The sequence below is a fragment of the Aliivibrio sp. SR45-2 genome (genome assembly GCF_963890165.1).
Classification (GTDB): Bacteria; Pseudomonadota; Gammaproteobacteria; order Enterobacterales; family Vibrionaceae; genus Aliivibrio; species Aliivibrio salmonicida.
The window spans coordinates 263,648-271,627 of record NZ_CAWPRC010000150.1; the positions used below are offsets into that span (position 1 = coordinate 263,648).

A 7,980-nucleotide genomic window follows, 5' to 3' on the forward strand; every position below is an offset into this window, starting at 1 on the left:
TCTCAATGAGATTATTCTTCGTCTTCTAACTCGATGTTGATACCAAGTGAGCGGATCTCTTTCAACAATACGTTGAACGATTCTGGCATACCTGGTTCCATACGATGATCGCCATCTACGATGTTTTTATACATCTTAGTACGACCGTTCACGTCATCCGACTTAACTGTTAGCATTTCTTGTAGAGTATATGCAGCACCATAAGCTTCAAGTGCCCATACTTCCATCTCACCGAAACGCTGACCACCGAACTGAGCTTTACCACCAAGTGGCTGCTGAGTTACAAGGCTGTAAGAGCCGGTAGAACGTGCGTGCATCTTGTCATCAACTAAGTGGTTTAGTTTTAGCATATACATGTAACCAACAGTTACAGGACGCTCAAACGCATCACCAGTACGACCATCAAACAATTTCAACTGACCAGATTCTGGCAGATCAACAAGTTTTAATAGTTCTTTAATTGATGATTCTGGAGCACCATCAAAGATTGGTGTTGCGATTGGTAAACCACCGCGTAAGTTCTTAACTAATGTACGAACTTCGTCATCAGACAGTGCAGCGATGTCTACTTCTTGGCGAGTTTCACCAAGATCGTATACTTTTTGTAAGAAGTTACGGAACTTATGCAGTTCTTGTTGCTCTTTAAGCATTTGGTTAAGTTTATCACCAACACCTTTCGCAGCAAGACCCATATGAACTTCAAGAATTTGACCGATGTTCATACGAGAAGGTACACCCAGTGGGTTCAGTACGATATCTACTGGCTGACCTTTTTCATCATAAGGCATGTCTTCAACAGGATTAATCTTAGAGATTACACCCTTGTTACCATGACGACCCGCCATCTTATCACCAGGCTGAATACGACGTTTTACCGCTAGGTAAACTTTAACGATTTTCAGTACGCCTGGAGCAAGATCATCACCTTGAGTGATCTTACGACGTTTAGTTTCGAATTTCTTATCGAACTCAGCTTTAAGTTCATCATATTGCTCAGCAAGCTGCTCAAGTTGATTTTGTTGTGATTCATCATCAAGCGTGATTTCTAACCACTGCTTACGATCCATCGCATCAAGTTTAACTTCAGAAGTACCTGCAAGCGTTAGAAGTGTGCGAACACGTGCTAATAAGCCACCTTCAAGAATCTGGAATTCTTCAGTGATGTCTTTCTTAGCTTCTTTAAGCTGCATTTGTTCGATTTCTAGAGCACGTTTATCTTTTTCAACACCATCACGCGTAAATACTTGTACGTCAATGATAGTACCTGAAACAGAGTTTGGTACACGTAGAGAAGAATCTTTAACATCTGATGCTTTTTCACCAAAGATAGCTCGTAGTAGCTTCTCTTCTGGAGTCAGTTGAGTTTCACCTTTAGGTGTTACTTTACCAACTAGGATGTCTCCACCCTTAACTTCAGCACCGATATAAACAATACCTGATTCATCTAGTTTAGACAGAGCAGCTTCGCCTACGTTAGGGATATCTGCAGTGATCTCTTCTGAACCAAGTTTAGTATCACGAGCCACACAAGATAGTTCTTGAATGTGAATCGTCGTGAAACGGTCTTCCTGAACTACACGCTCAGATACAAGGATTGAATCCTCGAAGTTATAACCATTCCAAGGCATAAATGCGATACGCATGTTCTGACCAAGTGCAAGCTCACCAAGATCCGTTGACGGACCATCAGCAAGAACATCACCACGAGTAACAGGTTCACCAGGAAGCACTGTTGGACGTTGGTTGATACACGTATTTTGGTTAGAACGAGTGTATTTAGTTAAGTTGTAGATATCGATACCAGCTTCGCCAGATACCAATTCTTCTTCGTTCACTTTAATAACGATACGAGAAGCATCTACTGACTGAACCATACCGCCACGTTTAGCAACAGCAGTTACACCTGAATCGATTGCTACACAACGCTCAATACCAGTACCAACTAAAGGCTTATCAGCTCTTAATGTAGGTACAGCTTGACGTTGCATGTTCGCACCCATTAGGGCACGGTTCGCATCATCGTGTTCTAGGAACGGGATAAGCGATGCAGCTACAGATACAACTTGGTTTGTCGCGACATCCATATATTGGATGTGTTCACGTGGATGTAGGCCTGATTCACCTTTCTGACGAGCGATGATTAATTCATCAGCGAAAGTACCTTCTTCTGTTAACACGGCATTCGCCTGTGCAATAACAAAAGTACCTTCTTCAATCGCAGATAGGTAATCTACATCTTCAGTCACAATATTATCAACAACACGACGATATGGAGTTTCTAGGAAACCATATTCATTACATCGAGCATACGCTGATAATGAGTTAATTAGACCGATGTTTGGTCCTTCAGGAGTTTCGATTGGACATAGGCGACCGTAGTGAGTCGCGTGTACATCACGAACTTCGAAACCAGCACGCTCACGAGTTAGACCGCCAGGCCCTAAAGCAGAAATACGACGTTTGTGCGTAACTTCTGACAATGGGTTATTCTGATCCATAAACTGAGACAACTGTGAAGAGCCAAAGAATTCTTTAACTGCAGCTGAAATCGGCTTAGCGTTGATAAGATCTTGAGGCATAATTGCATCAAGGTCACCAAGACTTAGACGTTCACGAACAGCACGTTCTACACGAACTAAACCAACACGGAATTGGTTTTCTGCCATTTCGCCAACAGAACGAATACGACGGTTACCAAGGTGATCGATATCATCAACCTCGCCTTTACCGTTACGAATATCGATCAGTTTACGCATAACTTCGATGATGTCTGTTTCATCAAGGATGCCAGCGCCTTCACCATTATCACGACCAATTGAGCTATTGAACTTCATACGACCAACAGTCGATAAGTCATAACGATCTTCAGAGAAGAATAGGCTTTCAAATAATGATTCAGCAGCTTCTTTTGTTGGTGGCTCGCCTGGGCGCATCATACGATAAACTTCAACAAGTGCCGATAAACGGTCAACAGTTGAATCTGCACGTAATGTGTCAGAAATGTATGCACCATGATCAAGGTCATTCGTAAATAACACTTCGATCTTTTTGTGGCCAGCTTGAGATAAATTAGCAAGATCTTCTAAGCTAAACTCTTGGTTAGCCGCGATAATGATCTCACCAGTGTCTTCATTCACATAATCGTGAGAAGCCACTTTACCTACGATATAATCTACTGGTACTTCGATATTATTTACTTCGTCTTTCGTCAATTGACGAATATGACGCGCAGTAATACGACGACCGGCTTCAACATAAACTTTGCCGTTCGATTCAATATCAAATGTTGCAGTCTCACCACGTAAACGTTCAGGAAGTAATTCCATCATTAACGTTTGATCTTTCACTTCAAATACAACTTTATCGAAGAATAGATCTAAGATTTCTTCTGTTGTTTTACGAAGTGCACGTAAGATGATCGTTGCTGGTAATTTACGACGACGGTCGATACGTACGAATAAGTTATCCTTAGGATCAAATTCGAAATCTAACCATGAACCACGGTAAGGAATTACACGCGCGTTATAAAGAACTTTACCAGATGAATGGGTTTTACCCTTATCGCTGTCGAAGAAGACACCTGGGCTGCGGTGCAGCTGGGATACGATAACCCTTTCAGTACCATTGATTACAAAAGTACCGTTGTCAGTCATAAGCGGAATTTCGCCCATGTAGACTTCTTGTTCTTTAATGTCTTTTACCGTGCCTGCAGGTGCATCTTTATCGTACACAACTAAACGTAATTTAACGCGTAAAGGTGCAGAATAGGTAACACCGCGGATTTGACATTCTTTAACATCAAATTCTGGCTCACGGAGATTGTAGCTAACGTATTCTAGCTTAGAGTTGCCATTGTAGCTCTGAATTGGAAAAACAGAACGGAAAGCAGCCTCAAGACCGTATTGCCCTTCAGGATCTTGCTCGATAAACTTAGTAAAAGAATCAAGCTGGATCGATAGTAAGTATGGTATGTCCAACACTTGTGGACGCTTACCAAAATCCTTACGGATGCGCTTTTTCTCTGTATAAGAGTAAACCATGGGGTTCCTCAGCTCGCTGATAAGTGACCCGAACCGTCCGCCTTCGAAAGGTTTGGACAGCACTAATAGCACTGTTTAATGTAGGACATAATCTCTGATTGAGACTATGTTTTTTGCTCGAATATAGGGACTTTAAACAGTGTGAAATTACCCTATACCCTACAGCGCAAAAAGGCCAGTGGTTAATAAACCACCAGCCATTAGCCGCTAGGCTATGAAACTAAGTAATAATTACTTGATTTCAACAGTTGCACCAGCTTCTTCAAGCTGTGCTTTAAGGCCTTCAGCTTCAGCTTTGTCAACGCCTTCTTTAAGTGCAGCAGGAGCAGAATCAACTAGACCCTTAGCTTCTTTCAGGCCAAGACCTGTAGCGCCACGTACTGCTTTGATTACAGAAACTTTGTTTCCGCCAATTGCAGTTAGGATAACATCAAATTCAGTTTGCTCTTCAGCAGCTTCAGCAGCAGCGCCACCAGCAACTACTGCAGCAGCAGCAGTAACACCGAATTTTTCTTCCATAGCTTCGATAAGCTCAACAACTTGCATTACAGACATTTCTGCAACTGCGTCTAGGATTTGCTCGTTAGTAATAGACATAACAATTCTCTTTTAAGTCAACAATAATTTATTTTGTAATCAAATAAAGCAGGGCTTATGCCTCAGCTTCTTCTTTTTGATCACGAACAGCAGCGATAGTACGTACCAGTTTACCAGCAGAAGCTTCTTTCATGCACATCATTAAGCGTGCAATTGCTTCGTCGTAAGTTGGTAGTGTCGCTAGTACATCAGCATCAGTAACTGCGCCTTCAAATGCAGCAGCTTTAATCTCGAAGTTTTTATTCTCTTTAGCAAAGTCTTTAAAAAGACGTGCTGCAGCACCTGGGTGCTCGTTAGAGAATGCAAGTAGAGATGGGCCAGTAAATGTGTCTTGTAGACACTCATACTGAGTACCTTCTACTGCACGACGTGCTAGTGTGTTACGAACAACTCTCATGTAAACACCCGCTTCACGCGCTTGTTTACGTAGAGAAGTCATTGCGCCAACAGTAACGCCACGAGAGTCAGCTACAACTGCAGAAAGTGCACCACTGGCTGCTTCGTTGACTTCAGCAACAATTGCTTTTTTGTCTTGAAGATTTAAAGCCATTTGGATTAACCTCTGGTTGTGATTACACCACTCACTACAAAAACTGTAGGAGAGTAATTACGATGCATTCACAGAAAACTAATTTCGAAAAATTAGCCTTTAGTTCGGCACCGTCTACGCAGGTTTTATTAAGCCCTTTCGAGCGCCTACGGTCTTGGACGGAGACTGTTTTAATTAAAAATCAAACAGCCCCAACCATAAATTTGATAGGCGCAAAATTATACATAAATTTTGCGCGTTTGCAAATTATTTTAATGTAGTCTCTAAAGTAGCTTGATCTAGAGAAACACCAGCACCCATTGTAGTAGAGATGCTTACCTTCTTCAGGAAAACACCTTTAGCTGAAGTAGGTTTTGCTTTTTTCAGTGCAACTAGAAGAGATTCTAAGTTCTCTTTAAGTTGAGCGCCATCAAAGTCCACTTTACCAATAGTAGTGTGGATGATGCCGTTTTTGTCGTTACGGTAACGAACCTGACCAGCTTTAGCATTTTTAACTGCTTGAGCAACATTAGGCGTTACAGTACCAACTTTAGGGTTTGGCATAAGACCGCGAGGACCTAGGATTGTACCTAGTTGACCAACAACGCGCATTGCATCTGGAGAAGCAACAACAACGTCAAAGTTCATTTCGCCTTTCTTAACTAGCTCAGCAAGATCTTCCATGCCTACTAGATCAGCGCCTGCTTCTTTAGCAGCTTCTGCGTTTGCACCTTGAGTGAACACAGCAACACGAACATTACGACCAGTACCGTGTGGTAGTACAGTTGCACCACGTACGTTTTGGTCTGATTTACGTGCATCAATGCCAAGGTTAACAGCAACGTCAACGCTTTCATTGAAGTTAGCTGTTGCTAATTCTTTAAGAAGAGCAATTGCTTCGTTGATTTCGTAGTCTTTAGTAACTTCCACTTTTTCGCGGATATTACGCATACGCTTAGTAAGTTTAGTCATAATCTTAACCCTCTACCACTAGGCCCATAGAACGAGCAGTACCAGCAATTGAACGCTTCATAGCTTCAATGTCAGCACCAGTCATGTCCGCAGCTTTAGTTTCTGCGATCTCTTGTATTTGAGCGTCTGTAACAGTACCAACTTTGTCACTGTTTGGACGGCCAGAACCAGACTTAACGCCTGCAGCTTTCTTAAGAAGAACTGCTGCTGGTGGAGTCTTAGTTATGAACGTAAAAGAACGGTCGCTGTATACAGAGATAACTACTGGAGTAGGTAGACCTTTCTCAACAGATTCTGTTCTTGCGTTAAACGCTTTACAGAATTCCATGATATTTACACCGTGTTGACCTAGAGCAGGACCAACTGGTGGACTTGGGTTCGCCATACCTGCTGCAACTTGCAGTTTGATATAAGCTTCAACTTTCTTAGCCATGATATTTCCTAATTTTTGGGTTCATACGCTGTCCAATAGGAGCAGCTCCCCGTTAACAAAAACGCGCGAGATTATAATAATAATTCGCGCCTTTTACAATAGCTTTGCTGATTTTTCGATCAGTTTTTTTCTACTTGGCTAAACTCTAGTTCAACTGGAGTTGCACGGCCAAAAATAGAAACTGACACTTTGATGCGACTTTTTTCGTAATCAACATTTTCAACAGTACCGTTAAAGTCAGCAAATGGTCCTTCAGTAACACGAACCACTTCACCAGCTTCAAATAACGTTTTAGGGCGAGGTGCTTCACTCGCTTGTTGAAGGCGATTTAAAATTGCATCAGCTTCTTTATCAGTAATTGGTGCAGGGCGATCTGAAGTACCACCAATGAATCCCATAACACGTGGAATACTACGTACCAAGTGCCATGATTCATCATTCATGATCATTTGCACTAACACGTAACCAGGGAAAAATTTACGTTCGCTTTTACGACGTTGACCGGCACGCATTTCTACCACTTCTTCAGTTGGTACAAGTACTTCGCCAAATAACTCTTCCATGTTATGCATTTTAATATATTCGCGTAACGATTGAGATACACGACCTTCAAACCCTGAAAAGGCTTGAACTACATACCAACGTTTCTTTGGAGCTTCACTCATGATCACTTATCCTCAAACACCTGTGATTAAGCCAATTAGTCTTACCATAATACCATCAATACCCCATAAAATAAGAGCCATTACGATACATACAGCAAGAACAATGAAAGTTGTTTGTGTTGTTTCTTGGCGTGTAGGCCAAACAACCTTACGTACTTCCATTCTTGATTCGCGAGCAAATGCAATTGCAGTTTGACCTTTTGCTGTGAAGGCAGCAATACCACCAGCAGCAGCAATTAATGCAACTACACCGGCAGCTCGAATAACAACAGACAAATCAGCTAGTAAATAATTACCAATTACCGCAGCAGAAAGTAGAACTAAAACTAGTAACCACTTTATTGTATCAACTGCGCCTGAAGTTTCTGTCGTCTCAGTATTTGTTTTCATAAAACCAACCTGTGACATAACTAAAATCATTTTCCATCATTAGACAGAAATTCAAAAACAAGAGTAAATATACCCTACTCTCTTCATCCTATAAACCAGCGATTTGCTAATTTATCTGCGCTGTACTCTGCATTTTCTTAAAAAATCAAGGTGCAGATAAAACAACACACAATACAACGCAGAAAAAGGGCATCAAATGATGCCCTTTTTGCTAGTACTTAGTCAAATCTTAAGCGAAGATTTTAGCAACAACACCAGCACCAACTGTACGGCCACCTTCACGGATTGCGAAGCGTAGACCTTCGTCCATTGCGATTGGAGCAATTAGCTCAACCGTCATTTGAACGTTATCAC

7 protein-coding genes and 1 pseudogene are annotated in these 7,980 nt (G+C 41.7%); all 8 read right to left on the reverse strand.

From position 1 onward, the window contains the following. Nucleotides 1–11: 11 nt before the first annotated feature. Nucleotides 12–4,040: a DNA-directed RNA polymerase subunit beta gene (gene rpoB, locus AACV33_RS10150; RefSeq protein WP_017023473.1), complete on the reverse strand. Its 4,029-nt coding sequence runs from the start codon at nucleotides 4,038–4,040 to the stop codon at nucleotides 12–14. Nucleotides 4,041–4,271: 231 nt separating this feature from the next. After that, a complete protein-coding gene (gene rplL, locus AACV33_RS10155) occupies nucleotides 4,272–4,637 on the reverse strand; it encodes a 50S ribosomal protein L7/L12 (protein WP_012551289.1) in 366 nt (121 codons plus the stop codon). A 55-nt stretch (nucleotides 4,638–4,692) separates the two neighbouring features. Then, the gene (rplJ, locus tag AACV33_RS10160) at nucleotides 4,693–5,187 is read right to left on the reverse strand and encodes a 50S ribosomal protein L10 (protein WP_012551290.1); all 495 of its coding nucleotides are present in this window, start codon (nucleotides 5,185–5,187) and stop codon (nucleotides 4,693–4,695) included. A gap of 246 nt (nucleotides 5,188–5,433) precedes the next feature. Next, nucleotides 5,434–6,138 (reverse strand): 50S ribosomal protein L1, encoded by a 705-nt coding sequence (gene rplA / locus AACV33_RS10165; RefSeq protein ID WP_017023471.1) that lies wholly within the window; start codon nucleotides 6,136–6,138, stop codon nucleotides 5,434–5,436. Nucleotides 6,139–6,142: 4 nt separating this feature from the next. Beyond that, nucleotides 6,143–6,571 (reverse strand): 50S ribosomal protein L11, encoded by a 429-nt coding sequence (rplK, locus tag AACV33_RS10170; protein ID WP_017023470.1) that lies wholly within the window; start codon nucleotides 6,569–6,571, stop codon nucleotides 6,143–6,145. 119 nt (nucleotides 6,572–6,690) lie between these two features. Next, on the reverse strand, nucleotides 6,691–7,236 hold the full coding sequence (nusG, locus tag AACV33_RS10175) for a transcription termination/antitermination protein NusG (protein ID WP_017023469.1): 546 nt from the start codon (nucleotides 7,234–7,236) through the stop codon (nucleotides 6,691–6,693). Between the two features lie 12 nt (nucleotides 7,237–7,248). Further along, the gene (gene secE, locus AACV33_RS10180; protein ID WP_023604471.1) at nucleotides 7,249–7,626 is read right to left on the reverse strand and encodes a preprotein translocase subunit SecE; all 378 of its coding nucleotides are present in this window, start codon (nucleotides 7,624–7,626) and stop codon (nucleotides 7,249–7,251) included. Between the two features lie 229 nt (nucleotides 7,627–7,855). Then, nucleotides 7,856–7,980 (reverse strand): annotated as a pseudogene (gene tuf / locus AACV33_RS10185) (elongation factor Tu); the annotation flags it as partial.